The following is a 13819-nucleotide window of genomic DNA, read 5'->3' as shown; positions in this document are numbered from 1 at the left end:
CCACCCCCCCCCCGCCGACTGCCGCGTCACTCGTCATCTCCGCAATTCCGGCCATTCCGGCAATCCCCGGGGATACCTCACTAGCGGTATCATCAAGCGTTTGCCACCGGGTGCGCCCGGCGGCGTGGCTCTGATCCGGGCCTGCGTCAGCGACATCGTCACGAATCTCTATCGTTTTTTCAGGAACTGCCATGTTCGAACATATCGATGCCTATCCCGGCGACCCGATCCTCTCGCTCAACGAGAATTTCGCCAAGGATCCGCGTACCAACAAGGTCAACCTGAGCATCGGCATTTATTACGACGAAGCTGGCCGTCTCCCGGTCATGCAGGCCGTGCGCGAAGCCGAAGCCCTGCTGCTGGCCGAAGTCGGGCCGAAGCCGTACCTGCCGATGGCGGGCTTCGCCAACTACCGCGACGCCGTGCAGGGACTGGTCTTCGGTGAGGACTCGCCTGCCCGCGCCAACGGCAGCATCGCCACCGTGCAAACGCTCGGCGGCTCCGGGGCGCTCAAGGTCGGCGCCGACTTCATCAAGCGTTACTTCCCGAACTCGCAGGTGTGGGTAAGCGACCCGACGTGGGACAACCATCGCTTCATTTTCGAGCGTGCCGGGTTCACCGTGAATACGTATCCGTATTACGACGAAGCCACCGGCGGTCTGCAGTTCGAAGCAATGGTCGACGCCATCGACAAGCTCCCGGCCCGCAGCGTGGTACTGCTGCACGCGTGCTGCCACAACCCGACCGGTGTCGATCTGAACGACGCTCAATGGGTGCAACTGATCGACGTGCTCAAAAAGCGCGAACTGCTGCCGTTCGTCGACATGGCCTATCAGGGCTTCGGTTCGGGCATCGACGCCGATGCGTTCGTGATTCGCGAACTCGCGCGTCAGGGCGTGCCGGCGTTCGTCGCCAATTCGTTCTCGAAGAACTTCTCGCTGTATGGAGAGCGTTGCGGCGGCCTGTCGGTGATCTGCGAGTCGTCGGAAGCGGCCGATCGCGTGCTGGGTCAGTTGACGAGCGCCGTTCGTTCGAACTACAGCAACCCGCCCACGCACGGCGCCAAGATCGTGGCCAAGGTGCTGAGCACGCCGGAACTGCGCAAGGCGTGGGAAGCCGAACTCTCGGAAATGTGCCAGCGCATCACCCGCATGCGCGGTGCGATTCATGAAGGGCTGCGCGCTCACGTGCCGGCGAACATGCTTTCGCGCTATCTGGAGCAGCGTGGCATGTTTACGTACACGGGTCTTTCGGCGGCGCAGGTCGACGTGCTGCGCGAGCAGTACGGGGTCTACCTGATCCGCTCGGGCCGCATGTGCGTGGCAGGGCTCAACGAGAAGAACGTTGCCGTGGTGGCGGACAGCATCGCCAAGGTGCTCAAGAACGGCTGAGCGCTGCCGCTTCGCCGACGCGATGAAAAAGGGACGGCATGCCGTCCCTTTTTTCTTGTCTCGCGCCGCTTAGGACGCCGTGCGCAGGAATGCCAGCAGGTCGGCGTTCACCTTGTCGGCCTCGATCGTGCACATGCCGTGCGCGCCACCGGGGTAGACCTTGAGCGTGGCGTTCTTGACGATCTGTGCGGTCAGCTTGCCCGAATCGTCGATCGGTACGATCTGGTCGTCGTCGCCGTGCAACACGAGGGTCGGCACATCGATCTTCTTGAGGTCCTCCGTGTAATCGACCTCGGAGAACTCCTTCACGCACAGGTATTGCCCGAGGTGCGATCCCCACATGCCCTGAAGCCAGAAGGCATCGATCACGCCTTGCGACGATTTGACGTTCGGCCGGTTGTAGCCGTAGAACGGCACGGCGAGGTCACGATAGAACTGGGAACGATTGCCGGCGACGTTGGCGCGAATTTCGTCGAACACGCCGATGGGCAGTCCGTTCGGATTCTTGTCGGACTTCACCATGACCGGCGGCACGGCACCGATCAGCACGGCCTGCGCCGCGCGCTTCGTACCGTGGCGTCCGAGGTAGTGCGCCACCTCGCCGCCGCCGGTCGAATGGCCCACGAAGGTGGCGTTGTGCAAATCGAGATGCTCGACCAGCGCCGCGAGATCGTCGGCATAAGTATCCATGTCGTTGCCGTGCCCCGGCTGGTCCGAGCGGCCGTGCCCGCGACGGTCGTGCGCGATCGCGCGATAGCCGTGCTGCACGAGGAACAGCATCTGGGCGTCCCAGGCGTCGGCGCTGAGCGGCCAGCCGTGCGAGAACACCACGGGGCGGCCAGAGCCCCAGTCCTTGTAATAAATCGACGTGCCGTCTTTCGTCTTGAACGTGCTCATGGTTCGATCCTTGCGCAATGCGCGATAAGAACTAAGAACGAGGAGGAGGGGGGAACGAGACGCAACGCCGTCATGGCGGGGGGAAGCCGCGTCTCGACAGGAACGCGGCGCTGCGCAGGGCGCCCGCCGCAGCGACAGCACTTCGTGCGGCGGCAATGACGCGCGCCACGCGAAGGAACTCTATTTAATGCCGCGATGAACGCGCGTTCAAGTGGAGTTACCTTGATGCGCGCATGAGCCGGATTCACACGACACGCCGCAAGGCTGACATGAAAGCCGCAGCGGCACCTCGACGCACGATCGCGGTGCATGCATGACTGGCGACGGTGCGTGCGTCAGCGCGCCAGTGCACTTGGCGTTATATTGGCTGTCCCGCGGTGCGTTTGGCCGCTCATTCCGATTGCATCGATTCCCATGTCCGATCAGTCCCACGATTTGTCCTCGTTTCCGATCACGCACAAGTGGCCGGCCACACATCCCGAACGTTTGCAGCTGTACTCGCTGCCCACCCCCAACGGCGTGAAGGTATCGATCATGCTGGAGGAAATCGGGCTGCCTTATGAAGTGCACCTGGTCAGCTTCCAGACCGACGATCAGCTCTCGCCGGAATTCCTGTCGCTCAATCCGAACAACAAGATCCCGGCGATCCTCGACCCCAACGGCCCCGGCGGCAAGCCGCTGCCGCTGTTCGAATCGGGCGCCATCCTCTGGTACCTGGCGGAGAAGACCGGAAAACTGCTGCCCGCCGACCCGGCGGCGCGCTATGAAACGCTGCAATGGGTGATGTTCCAGATGGGCGGCGTGGGACCGATGTTCGGTCAGCTCGGATTCTTCCATAAGTTCGCCGGCAAGGAGTACGAGGACAAGCGTCCTCGCGATCGTTACGTCAATGAGTCCAAACGCCTGCTTGCGGTGCTCGACAAGCATCTGGCAACGCGCGAGTGGATCATGGGCGACGAGTACACCATTGCCGACATCGCCACCTTCCCGTGGATTCGCAACCTCGTCGGCTTCTACGAAGCGGGCGAGCTCGTGGGCTTCGAGCAGTTCCGCAACGTGCAACGCGCGCTCAATGCCTTCGTCGCGCGCCCTGCCGTGATTCGCGGCCTCGACATTCCCAAGCGTCCCGCCTGAGGAAAAAATGGCCGGTGCATCGATGAGATGCCCGGCCGTTGAGCACGAAGTCACGCGAGGCGGAAGTTCCGAAGCCTTATGCCGACTTACTGAAGCGCGCCGCCTCTTCGGAGCCGCTCGTTGCATTGCCCGCGCTGTACGAATGCGCCCCCACGCCCGCGAGTCGGCCCCGCTGCACGATCAGGTACTCGTCGCGGATCGGACGATTCTCGAAATAGCACTCCAGAATTTCGCGCGTGCCCGCCGCATAGCGCGTCTGCGCCGAGAGGCTCGTGCCCGAGATGTGCGGTGTCATGCCGTGGTGCGGCATGTGGCGCCACGGATGATCGGCCGGTGCCGGCTGCGGAAACCACACGTCGCCACCGTAGCCCGCGAGCTGGCCGCTCTCCAGCGCGGCGGCCACCGCGTCGCGATCGCACAATTTGCCGCGAGCGGTATTGATCAGATAGGCACCACGCCTGAAGTGCTTCAGGCTCTGCGCATTGATCATGTGCTCCGTCTCCGGATGCAGCGGGCAGTTCAGCGTGACCACGTCGCACGCCTTCGCCAGGCTCTCGAGACTGGTGTGGTACGTGAGATTCAGTTCCTGCTCGACAGACGCCGGCAGCCGATGACGATCGAGATAATGCAGATGCGTGCCGAACGGCTTCATCAGCCGCAACACGCGCAAGCCGATGCGCCCGGCCGCGACCGTTCCCACGTGCATGCCTTCGAGGTCGTACGAACGCGACACGCAGTCGGCAATGTTCCAACCGCCCTTGAGCACCCACTGATATGACGGGAGATAGTTCCGCACCAGCGCGAGCGTGGTCATCATGACGTGCTCGGCCACGCTGTTACTGTTGCAGTAGGTCACTTCCGCAACGGTGATGCCGTGCTCCATGGCGGCTTGCAGATCGGTGTGATCCGAGCCAATACCGGCGGTCACGATCATCTTGAGCCGCTTCGCACGCGCGATACGTTCGGCCGTCATATAGGCGGGCCAGAACGGTTGCGAAATGACGATCTCGGCGTCGACCAGTTCGCGATCGAGCACGCTGTTCTCGCCGTCCTTGCTCGACGTCACCACGAGCTGATGGCCATTCGATTCCAGATAGTTGCGCAAGCCCAGCTCCCCGGACACGCTGCCGAGCAGCGCGCCCGGCGCGAAGTCGATGCCCCTGGGCGTGGGCAGTGTCTGCCCGTCGGGATAGCACTCGATTTTCGGTAGGTCGTCACGGGCATAGGTTTTCGGGTATCCGGCAACGGGGTCGTCGTACAGCACACACACAATCTTGGCCATGATGTCTCGCTCCTGAAGGGTTGACTGCAAGATATCTGCATCGGCGACGCCTCGTGGCGACCCGGCATTGAGGCCAATGATCGTTGCGGCGGGCGGGAAGGGAAAATCGTTCCGGTCGATCGGATGATCGGCGGGATCTATCACGTCGGGCGCGCTCGGCAGCGCGACAGGCTCCCGTGTGGCGAATTCGTCATCCTGGTTCGACGCGACACCAGGCCGAGGCGCGCGCCGAGATATGCCGACACGGCGCCGCCGCGTTACGGCGTCAGCAGCGCATCGAGCCGCGTCTGAAGATCCACGCTGCGAAAGGCGGCAATGGCCGCATCGAGCAAGGGCGGGCGCGGCTGGCGCTCCCGAAGGATCAAGCCGATTTCGCGATGCAGCGCGGGCTGCAACGGCACGGCGTGCAATTCGTCGCGCATCTCTGCCAGGCACAGCACGCTGTGCGGCACGATGCTGCACAGGCCCGCGCATCGCACGTGGGCATACAGCGCCATGAGCGAGTCCGTCTCCACGCGCGGCGACGCCGACGTTCCGGCACGGGAAAACGCCGCATCGATCCCCTGGCGACACTGCATGTTTCCCGTGAGCAGGCACAGGGGCAGTCGGGCCGCCTCATGCCATGACAGCGACGCGCGCCCCCCGAGCACCGACGCGTCGCGAACGATGAGCACGTAGCGTTCACGAAACAGGGAGACGGTTTCGAACGCGCGCAGACGCGGATCGTCGAGATAGCTGAGTCCAACGTCCAGATCGAGTTCGGACAATTGACGCAGCGCCTGTGTGGCGGAGAGCGTGAAGACCTCGTGACGCATGCCGGAAAACGCCGTCAGACAGGCGTCGGTGAGCAATGGCACGAGCGGCAACGCGGTCGGAATCGCGCCAATGCGCAGGCAGCCGTTGACCTCGCGTCGCCCCGCGCTCGCCTCCTGCCGCAACCCCTCGCAATCGGCGAGCACCTGCCGCGCCCAGGCCAGCACACGCTCGCCCTCGGGCGTGAAGCCTTCGAAGCGGCGTCCGCGTCGCACGATCGACAAGCCGAATTCCTCCTCGATGCTGCGAATCGCGCCCGAGAGCGTCGGCTGCGAGACATTGCACAGCTCAGCCGCCCGGCGGAAATGCCGCGCCTGTGCAAGCGCTACCAGATAGTTCAACTGACGGATGAACATGCCCTGCGCCTCCCCGGTTCCGAATGCCACGGTCGTCATGGCATGCGCGTTCGCTATATACATTCAAATATAGCGCAAGCCATCGTGGGTCAGTCATGAGAAAGCCGCATATCTGTCATGGTCGCGCCGGGCGGCCGATCGCATCGAGAATGCGCGCCCGCGGCGCGATCATTGCCCCGACGCGGAAGTGGGCGACGAGGATGGCGTCGAACCGGAAGCGCCGGGCAATGAGAAGATCGGTGTGCCGGCACTTCCCGGGCTTGCCGCGCCCGCGCGGCCCGACGACGTCGGACTGCCGTTCGGCGCGGGCCCCGCCCCGCCCGGCCCGTTCCACTCACCGGGCACGCCGGGAATCGTGTTGCCGTGCGGCGCGCCGGGTGTCGTCTGCGAGGGCGTGGAAGATGGGACGCCAGTTGACACCCCCGAGGCCGGCGGTACGCTCGCAGGCGACGCATATTCCGGCTGCGCCAGCACCGCGGACGCCACGGGCACCGGCAACGGTCCGCCGTCGCTCGCCGCCTCCGGCCGGGGCACCGACGCGGTGGACGGCGCGGATGCGGCGGGCCGCTTCACGGGCGCCTTGCGCCTGGACTCCGGTTCAGGGGACTTCGCGAAAAGCGACGTCACCCATTCCGACGCCCTCGTCCACCAATCGCTGTACCAATGATGGTTGTCGGGCGCCTCGAATTTTGCGTTCGGATCGATCACCCTGGCGCGCAGCGCCCGCGAGAACACATCGCCGACGATCGGCAACGCGCTGTGCGCGCCCTGCCCCCAATAGTCGCTGCGCAGTGTGATGCGACTGTCGTTGAAGCCGACCCAGGCGCCCGCCACGAGTTGCGGCTGCATCAGGATGAACCACCCGTCGGCATTGTCTTGCGTCGTGCCCGTCTTGCCCGCCACGTCGGCGCGAATGCCGAAGCGCGTACGGATCGCACTCCCGGTGCCCCGGTTGACGACACCGCGCATCGTGTCGAGCAACGTATAGTCGTCGGTCCGCGAGAGCGCGCGCTCGGGGCGAGCCGGCGAAAACGTGGCGAGCACATCGCCGTCGCCGTTCGTAATCTCGGTGACCATGGTCGGCTCGCGATACTCGCCGCCGTCGGCAATCGTGCCGTAGGCGGCCACCATCTCCTTGAGCGAGACGGGACTCGTGCCCAACGCCAGCGACGGCACCGGATCGAGCTTGCTCTCGCGCACCCCCATCGCTCGCGCCAATCCGACCACGCGCGAAGGCCCGACGTCCTGCATGAGTTGCGCCGTCACGGTGTTGCGCGATTGCGCAAGCGCATCGCGCAGCGTCATGGGCTTGTTGGTCGGCGTGGAATCGTCGCTGGGGCGCCAGATCTCGCCGCCCGCAAGGGGAATGTCGACGACCTGGTCGACGATGGTGTCCTCCGGCTTGTGTCCCTTGACGAAGGCCGCGCCGTAGACGAACGGCTTGAACGTCGAACCGGGCTGGCGCCGGGCCTGCTGCACATGATCGAAGGGATCGATCGTGAAATCGCGACTACCGACCCAGGCGCGAATTTCGCCGGTGCGCGGATCGATGGCGAGAAAGCCCGCCTGCACACGCGTTTTGGTGGTGCGCAAATTCTGCATGAAGGACCTGTCGGCCAGCAGCCGCTTCATTGTCGCCTCCGGTGCTTCGCCAGCCGCCACCGCATTGCGGTACTCCGCCGACTCACGCACGAACGACTGCACGAGCGCCGTGCTGTCGCGCCAGCCGCCGCGCGCCGACCAGTTCGCGTCCGCGATGCCCTGCAACTGGTTCGCCTGACGCGTGAGCGCCTGCGTGGCGATGGCCTGCAGACGCGAGTCGATGGTGGTGTGCACCACGAGGCCGTCGGAGTAGATGTTGTAGTCGTTGCGATCCGCCCAGCCGATCAGCCACTTGCGCAACTGCTGCGCGAAGTGCGGCGCGGGGCCCGGCGCTTCGGTCTGGCGCTCGAAGTCGATGCGCAGCGGGCGCTTTTGCAGCGCGGCGAGCTTCGACGCGTCGAGATCGCCGAATTTCACCATCTGCGCAAGCACCGTGTTGCGCCGTTGCAGCGCGCGCTCCGGATTGATCACCGGATTGTAGTAGCTGTTGCCCTTGAGCATGCCCACGAGCGTGGCGGCCTCGACCACGTCCAGTTGGTCGGCCGACTTGTCGAAGTACGTGCGCGCGGCCATCTCGATGCCGTAGGCGTTGTACAGGAACGGCACGGTGTTCAGATAGGTCTCGAGAATCTCGGGCTTCGTGTACACGGCCTCGATCTTGAGCGCGGTGATCGCCTCCTTGAGCTTGCGCGTGAGCGTGGGTGCACGGCCGATTTCGTCGGGATAAAGGTTACGGGCGAGCTGCTGGGTGAGCGTCGAGCCGCCCTGCCGATCGCCGGAGAACGTGCGCAGCGCCGCCCCGGCCGTACGCTTCAGATCGATGCCATGGTGTTCGTAGAAGCGGTGATCTTCGGTGGCGATGAGCGCCTTGACCACATTCGGCGACACGTCCTTGAGCGCCACCCACTCGCGATTCGACGGGCGAAACTCGGCGAGCAGCTTGCCGTCGGCCGACAAGACCTGCGCGGGCCGGTCGATCATCGCGCGACGAATGTCGCGAATGCCCGGCGTGAACGGAATCAGGATCAACGTGTAGGCGATGAGCAGGCCCGGCGGCACCGCAATGGCGATCAGCACACCGCGACGCGTGGGGTGGCGCACGTGATGCCATGCACGCGCGGCATACGGTTGCAGGCGTTGCCAGAGGCGCCGGCCAAACCGCCCCGCCAGGGCGACGACATGCTGGAACAGCAAGAACAACGACGAAATCAGGCGCTTCACGATGGGGGACCGCGTGGCAAAGTCCGCATCCTACCAAAACCAGCGGGGGCGGCGGGTGTTGCGCAGGCGGCGTACAGGCGTACGAGGTTAACCGCGAGTGGCGTCAGGGCACGATCGGCACCGGGGATTCGGGCTCCAGCTTGCGCCACACGAAGCCGATGTGCTCGCGCATGATGCGCCGCGCTTCGTCCGGCTGACGCGTGCGAATCGCCTCCCAGAGCGCGAGGTGCTGCGCGAGAATCGTCTCCGAGGCCTGTTCGCGCAACTCGGTCAGTCCGGCGTTATTGAGCGAGATGTGCTCGTAGAGCATCTTGACCACACTGCCCTGCAAGTGACGCAGCATCGCATTGTGCGACGCGTTCGCAAGCGCCGTATGGAAGTCGCCGTCCAGGCGCGATTCGAGCACGGTGTCGCCGTGTGCGTGCGCAGCGACCAGCCCGTCGACCAGTTCGCCGATGCGTGCGAGGTCCTCGTCGGTGGCCCGCACCGCTGCCAGGTAGGCCGTGGTGCCTTCGAGCATCAGCCGGAATTCCAGCATGTCGGGGCGCAGTTCCGGGTGATCGCCTACGAGTTGCCGCCACGGCGAAATCAACCCCGTCTGCAACCGATCCGAGACATAGACGCCCGACGCGGCGCGTGTCTTGAGCAACCCGCGCGCAATCAGTCGCTGAAGCGCCGCGCGCACCGTCGAGCGGGCCACGCCAAGCGATGTCGCGAGTGCGCGTTCGCTGGGAATGCGCTCGCCCGGCGACCAGACACCTTCGATCAATCGGGTTTCGAGCTCGCGCGTGATGCGCTCGGTCAGATTGGGACCGCTCACGATGACGTCTCCTGCGACGTTGCCAATGCGGTGGATATCGGCCATGCGCGGATCGGACCGCGAGGCGAACGCATGTCGCCTCCCCCGCATACGCCGTCGGCGCATGTTCCGGGCATGCCGTGATTTTGCTCCATCGGTCGTCACCCGCGACAACTGGTACGACCAGTTTGCCCGAACGTTTCCCGGGTGTCGATCATCGCGGCAGCCGGACATCACGTCCGAGCCGACCGTCGTGCCCCTGCCGCCATCAGCGCGTGCACGCGCGCACGGCATACAGCCCGAACGGGCATCAAAGCATCGATCACCAAATCGAGGAGACGTAAGTGGAAGTGTGGGTTCAGAACTACGTGCCGGGTGGCACGCTATGGATTGCGGCACTCATGGCCGCGTTACCGATTATCGTTTTCTTCGTTGGGCTGGCAGGGCTGCGCATGAAGGCGCATGTCGCGGGTGCTGTGACCGTTGCGCTCGCGCTGCTCATCGCCGTGGCGTATTTCGGCATGCCGGCGCGCATGGCCGCGATGTCGGCCGTGTACGGCTTCGCATATGGCCTGTGGCCTATCGCATGGATCATCGTGACGGCGGTGTTTCTTTACCGGGTCGTGGTCAAGACCGGGCAATTCGACATCATTCGTAGCTCGGTGGTCTCGCTGACCGACGACCAGCGACTGCAAATGCTGCTGATCGGCTTTTCGTTCGGCGCATTCCTCGAAGGCGCGGCCGGGTTCGGCGCCCCGGTGGCGATCACCGCCGCGCTGCTTGTCGGGCTGGGTTTCCAGCCGCTGTACGCGGCCGGTCTTTGCCTGATCGCCAATACCGCGCCGGTGGCGTTCGGTGCGATGGGCATTCCGATCATCGTGGCCGGCCAGGTGAGCGGCATCGACCCGTTCCACATCGGCGCCATGGCCGGGCGTCAGTTGCCCCTGCTCTCGGCCTTCGTGCCGTTCTGGCTGGTCTTCATCATGGACGGCAAACGTGGCGTGAAGGAGACGTGGCCCGCCGCGCTCGTGGCCGGCGGCAGCTTCGCCGTGGCGCAGTACTTCTCGTCGAACCACATCGGACCGGAACTGCCGGACATCATCTCGTCGCTGTTCTCGCTCGTGTGTCTGGCCAGCTTCCTGAAGGTCTGGCAACCGAAGACGTCGGCCGCGCGCGGCGGCGCGACCGTCACGACCTCGGGCGGCGCCGCCGCGCTGGGTGGCTTCGGCGGCGGCGCGCCGCGAAGCCGTCAAGCCTCGCCTTACACCGGCGCCCAGATTCTGCGCGCATGGTCGCCGTTCCTGATTCTCACCGGCATGGTCACGATCTGGAGCCTGCCCGCGTTCAAGGCACTCTTCGCCAAGGGTGCCGTGCTCGCCTGGACGGTACCGGCCCTGCACGTGCCCGGTCTCGATCGCCTGGTTGCCAAGGCGGCGCCGATCGTCGCCAACCCCACGCCGATGGACGCCATCTTCAAGTGGGACGCGCTCTCGGCCACCGGCACCGCCATCTTCATCGCGGCGCTGCTGTCCATGGCCCTGCTCCGCATGAAGCCCGCCGATGGCGTGAAAAGCTTCTTCGAAACCGTCGCCGAGCTGAAAAAGCCCGTGCTGGCCATCGGTCTGGTACTCGCGTTCGCGTTCGTCATGAACTACTCGGGCATGTCGACGACGCTGGCGTTGCTGCTTGCCCATACCGGCGCGGCGTTTCCGTTCTTCTCCCCGCTGCTCGGCTGGCTGGGGGTGTTCCTGACGGGATCGGACACCTCGTCCAACGCGCTCTTCTCCGGCCTGCAAAGCACCACCGCGCAGCAGATCGGCGTGTCCAACACGTTGCTCGTCGCCGCCAACACCACTGGCGGTGTGACCGGCAAGATGATTTCCCCGCAATCGATCGCCGTGGCGTGCGCGGCAACCGGGCTGATCGGCAAGGAAGCCGATCTGTTCCGCTTCACGGTCTGGCACAGCCTCATGTTCGTGGTGCTCGCCGGCCTGATCACGCTCGTGCAGGCTTACTGGCTCACGGGGATGCTGGTGCACTGAAGCCGTTTCCCGTAGCAGCGTCCGTCGCCGGCCACACGGCGGCGGACGTGTCGTCCCCCGTAGGAGACCCCCATGAAAGTGGCCCTGTTCGTTCCCTGTTTCATCGATGCGCTGTTCCCCGAAGTGGGCATCGCCACCCTGGAACTGCTCGAGAAACTCGGTGTGACAGTGGATTACCCGCGCCGTCAGACCTGCTGCGGGCAACCGCTCGCCAACAATGGCTGCGAAGCCGACGCAGCCGGGACCGAAGCGCTCTTCGTCGAGAACTTCGCCGGCTACGACTGCATCGTGTCGCCCTCTTCGAGCTGCGTGCATCACGTGCGCAAGCACCTGAGCGCGGCCGGCGAGTCGGAGCGCGTTGCGACGGTTCGCGCCAACACGTACGAGCTCACGGAATTCCTGCACGACATTCTGCAGGTTCGCGACTTCCCGTGGGCCAACTTCCCTCACACGGTGGGGCTGCACAACAGCTGCAGCGCCATCCGTCACCTGCATGCGGCGTCGGCGAGCGAGATTCCCGGCGAGCCGTGGTCGAAGGCGCGCACGCTGCTCGAAGGCGTGCCGGGCATCCGCTTCGCCGCCCCGCGCCGCCCGGACGAGTGCTGCGGCTTCGGCGGCACGTTCTCGGTGTCCGAGCAGGCCGTCTCCGTCAAGATGGGGCAGGACAAGGTTCGCGATCATTTCGACGCGGGCGCGCAGTTCATCGTCTCGGCCGACATGTCGTGCCTGATGCATCAGAAGGGCTGCGCGGCCCGCACCCGAACCCCCATGCGCTTCCTGCATATCGCGCAGATCCTCAATGGGGTGGACGGCGGCGCGCGCGAGGAGGTCCCGGCATGAGCCGCACGACACGCGTCGATCATGCGAAAAACGCAGAGGCGTTTCTCGCCAAGACGGAACATGTGGCGTTCCACGACAAGCGACTCTGGGACCTGCGCATGAAGCGCGACGCGCAAGCGGCATCCATCGACGAATGGGAGACGCTGCGCACACTCGCCTCGCAGATCAAGGAACACACACTCTCCCGGCTGGGGGATTATCTCGAACAGTTCGCCGCGCGGGCCGAAGCCAACGGCGTGAAAGTGCATTGGGCGCACGATGCCGCCGCGCACAACGCCATCGTGCACGGCATTCTGGCGGCGCACGACGTCAGAACACTCGTCAAGAGCAAGTCCATGCTGACCGACGAGTGCGAGCTTCGCGAATACCTGGAACCGCGCGGCATCCAGGTGATGGAAACCGATCTCGGTGAGCGCATCCAACAACTCGACAGGCAGCCGCCGTCGCACGTGGTCGTGCCAGCCGTGCACAAGCTGCGCGGCGACGTGGCGCAGTTGTTCGGCCGCACGCTCGGCACCGACCCGAACAACGACGATGTGCACTACCTGGCGGAAAGCCAGCGCCGCACGACACGCCCCGCCTTTCTCGAGGCGGGCGCCGGGATGACCGGCTGCAACTTCGCCGTTGCCGAGACCGGCACCGTCGTGGTCTGCACCAATGAAGGCAACGCCGATCTGTCGGCGAACGTGCCGCCAGTGCACATCGTGTCGCTCGGCATCGAAAAGCTGATCCCGCGCATGGCCGATCTCGGCGTGTTCGTGCGCCTGCTCTCGCGCAGCGCGCTGGGCTCGCCTATCACGCAGTACACCTCGCATTTCCGCGCGCCTCGTCCCGGCACCGAAATGCACTTCGTCATCGTCGACAACGGCCGCACCGCGCGCCTGGCGATGGACGACTTCTGGTACTCGCTCAAGTGCATCCGCTGTGGCGCCTGCATGAACACGTGCCCCGTCTACCGACGCAGTAGCGGGCTGTCGTACGGCAGTACCTACGCCGGGCCGATCGGCGCCATCCTCAACCCCGCATACGATCTCAAACGCTACAGCGCGCTGCCGTTCGCATCCACGATGAACGGGAGTTGCTCGAACGTCTGCCCGGTGCGCATCAACATTCACGAGCAGTTATACAAGTGGCGCCAGATCGTGGCCGAGGAAGGCGAGTTGCCGCCCGTCAAGCGCGGCCTGATCAAGGTCGCTGGCAAGCTGCTCGCCAACCCGGTGCTGTACCGGGCGTCGGTGAAATCGATGAACGCCGCGTTGCACCGGTTGCCCAACCTGCTGCTCTATAACCCGCTCAATACGTGGGGCAAGGGCCGCGACCTTCCCGATGCGCCGTCGCAGACGTTTCGTGACTGGTACGACGCCAACCGACGCACGCTCGACCCGACACCGGACGCGTCGGCGAGCGACCTCGATCAATCGTCCACCCGGGAGACCCTGTGA

11 protein-coding genes are annotated in these 13819 nt (G+C 65.0%); 5 read left to right on the top strand and 6 right to left on the bottom strand.

All coding sequences use genetic code 11. The features are described from left to right. The coding region (locus W930_RS30820) for a hypothetical protein (RefSeq protein ID WP_028731018.1) at positions 1-193 on the bottom strand (193 nt) is incomplete at its 3' end. Here W930_RS30820 and W930_RS0112530 point away from each other — a divergent pair. Next, positions 192-1391 (top strand): amino acid aminotransferase, encoded by a 1200-nt coding sequence (locus W930_RS0112530; RefSeq protein ID WP_023873067.1) that lies wholly within the window; start codon positions 192-194, stop codon positions 1389-1391. The genes W930_RS30820 and W930_RS0112530 overlap by 2 nt on opposite strands. A 69-nt stretch (positions 1392-1460) precedes the next feature. Here the strand turns inward: W930_RS0112530 and W930_RS0112525 are convergent, their stop codons facing one another. Further along, positions 1461-2288, bottom strand: coding sequence for an alpha/beta fold hydrolase (locus W930_RS0112525; RefSeq protein ID WP_023597631.1), 828 nt, complete (start codon positions 2286-2288; stop codon positions 1461-1463). Between the two features lie 414 nt (positions 2289-2702). Here W930_RS0112525 and W930_RS0112520 point away from each other — a divergent pair, with 414 nt between their 5' ends. After that, positions 2703-3422, top strand: a complete 720-nt coding sequence (locus tag W930_RS0112520; RefSeq protein WP_023597632.1) for a glutathione S-transferase N-terminal domain-containing protein — start codon at positions 2703-2705, stop codon at positions 3420-3422. 76 nt (positions 3423-3498) lie between these two features. On the opposite strand, the gene W930_RS0112515 is transcribed toward W930_RS0112520, so the two are convergent. The 4 genes from W930_RS0112515 to W930_RS0112500 form a co-directional block, all read right to left on the bottom strand. Beyond that, on the bottom strand, positions 3499-4704 hold the full coding sequence (locus W930_RS0112515; protein ID WP_023597633.1) for an NAD-dependent formate dehydrogenase: 1206 nt from the start codon (positions 4702-4704) through the stop codon (positions 3499-3501). A gap of 257 nt (positions 4705-4961) precedes the next feature. Continuing rightward, a complete protein-coding gene (locus W930_RS0112510; RefSeq protein ID WP_224785212.1) occupies positions 4962-5912 on the bottom strand; it encodes a LysR family transcriptional regulator in 951 nt (316 codons plus the stop codon). Positions 5913-6041: 129 nt separating this feature from the next. Then, positions 6042-8645, bottom strand: coding sequence for a transglycosylase domain-containing protein (locus tag W930_RS27215; RefSeq protein ID WP_369798654.1), 2604 nt, complete (start codon positions 8643-8645; stop codon positions 6042-6044). 154 nt (positions 8646-8799) lie between these two features. Then, on the bottom strand, positions 8800-9561 hold the full coding sequence (locus W930_RS0112500; RefSeq protein ID WP_023597636.1) for a FadR/GntR family transcriptional regulator: 762 nt from the start codon (positions 9559-9561) through the stop codon (positions 8800-8802). A gap of 278 nt (positions 9562-9839) precedes the next feature. Here W930_RS0112500 and W930_RS0112495 point away from each other — a divergent pair, with 278 nt between their 5' ends. From W930_RS0112495 to W930_RS27210, 3 genes are all read left to right on the top strand, one after another. Beyond that, on the top strand, positions 9840-11537 hold the full coding sequence (locus W930_RS0112495) for a lactate permease LctP family transporter (RefSeq protein ID WP_023597637.1): 1698 nt from the start codon (positions 9840-9842) through the stop codon (positions 11535-11537). 72 nt (positions 11538-11609) lie between these two features. After that, positions 11610-12377: a (Fe-S)-binding protein gene (locus W930_RS0112490; RefSeq protein ID WP_023873063.1), complete on the top strand. Its 768-nt coding sequence runs from the start codon at positions 11610-11612 to the stop codon at positions 12375-12377. Then, positions 12374-13819, top strand: a complete 1446-nt coding sequence (locus W930_RS27210) for a lactate utilization protein B (protein WP_023873062.1) — start codon at positions 12374-12376, stop codon at positions 13817-13819. Before W930_RS0112490 ends, W930_RS27210 begins: the two co-directional genes overlap by 4 nt.

Source organism: Pandoraea sp. E26, from assembly GCF_000681415.1.
Lineage (GTDB): Bacteria > Pseudomonadota > Gammaproteobacteria > Burkholderiales > Burkholderiaceae > Pandoraea > Pandoraea pnomenusa.
Note: the sequence above shows the minus strand (reverse complement) of the source record. Positions and strands in the feature narration are given on the sequence as shown.